Below are 522 nucleotides of genomic sequence, written 5' to 3' on the forward strand. Positions count from 1 at the left end.
TCTGGCGGTCCTCGCCGGCCCGGCGGGCCGCATCGCGCATCATGCCCTTCAGCGCGCTGGCGCCCTTCTTCCGGTTCACCGAGATATTGCCCAGCTTGACGGCAAACCAGCCGAAGAAGGGCATGTAGGTGAGGGTGTGTTTCAGGATGATCGCCGGATCGGGCAGGATTTCCCAGAAGGCGAGCGTCTCCCACATGCTCATATGCTTGGAGGCAACCAGCGCGCCGCCTGCGGGCAGGTGTTCGCGGCCGCGCACCTCGAAGGTGATGCCGTAGATCCAGCGCAGGCCGAACCAGAGCATTTTGAGATAGGCCCGAAGCCAGCTGCGCGACCAGGTGCGTGGCCCCAGCAGCAGAGGCAGACCGACCAGGCCCATGAAGACCATGAGCGAATACATGTAGATGTAGAAGACGAGCGAGCGGATCAGGGTCATCAGACGCTTTCGGGACGCGGTGTAACGGTCTGGCGCAGCCACACGGCGGTGAATTTGGCATATTCCTGCAGCCACAGGCGCGATGCCCC

The 522-nt window shown here is 63.2% G+C and carries 1 protein-coding gene; it reads right to left on the bottom strand.

Annotation, left to right across the window (positions count from 1 at the left end):
- A partial coding sequence (locus PKF00_RS45095; RefSeq protein ID WP_271223811.1) for a lysophospholipid acyltransferase family protein occupies nt 1-433 on the bottom strand: 433 nt, incomplete at its 3' end.
- Nucleotides 434-522 lie beyond the last annotated feature (89 nt).

It is taken from the genome of Streptosporangium carneum, assembly GCF_027922005.1.
In the GTDB taxonomy this organism is placed as follows: Bacteria; Actinomycetota; Actinomycetes; order Streptosporangiales; family Streptosporangiaceae; genus Streptosporangium; species Streptosporangium carneum.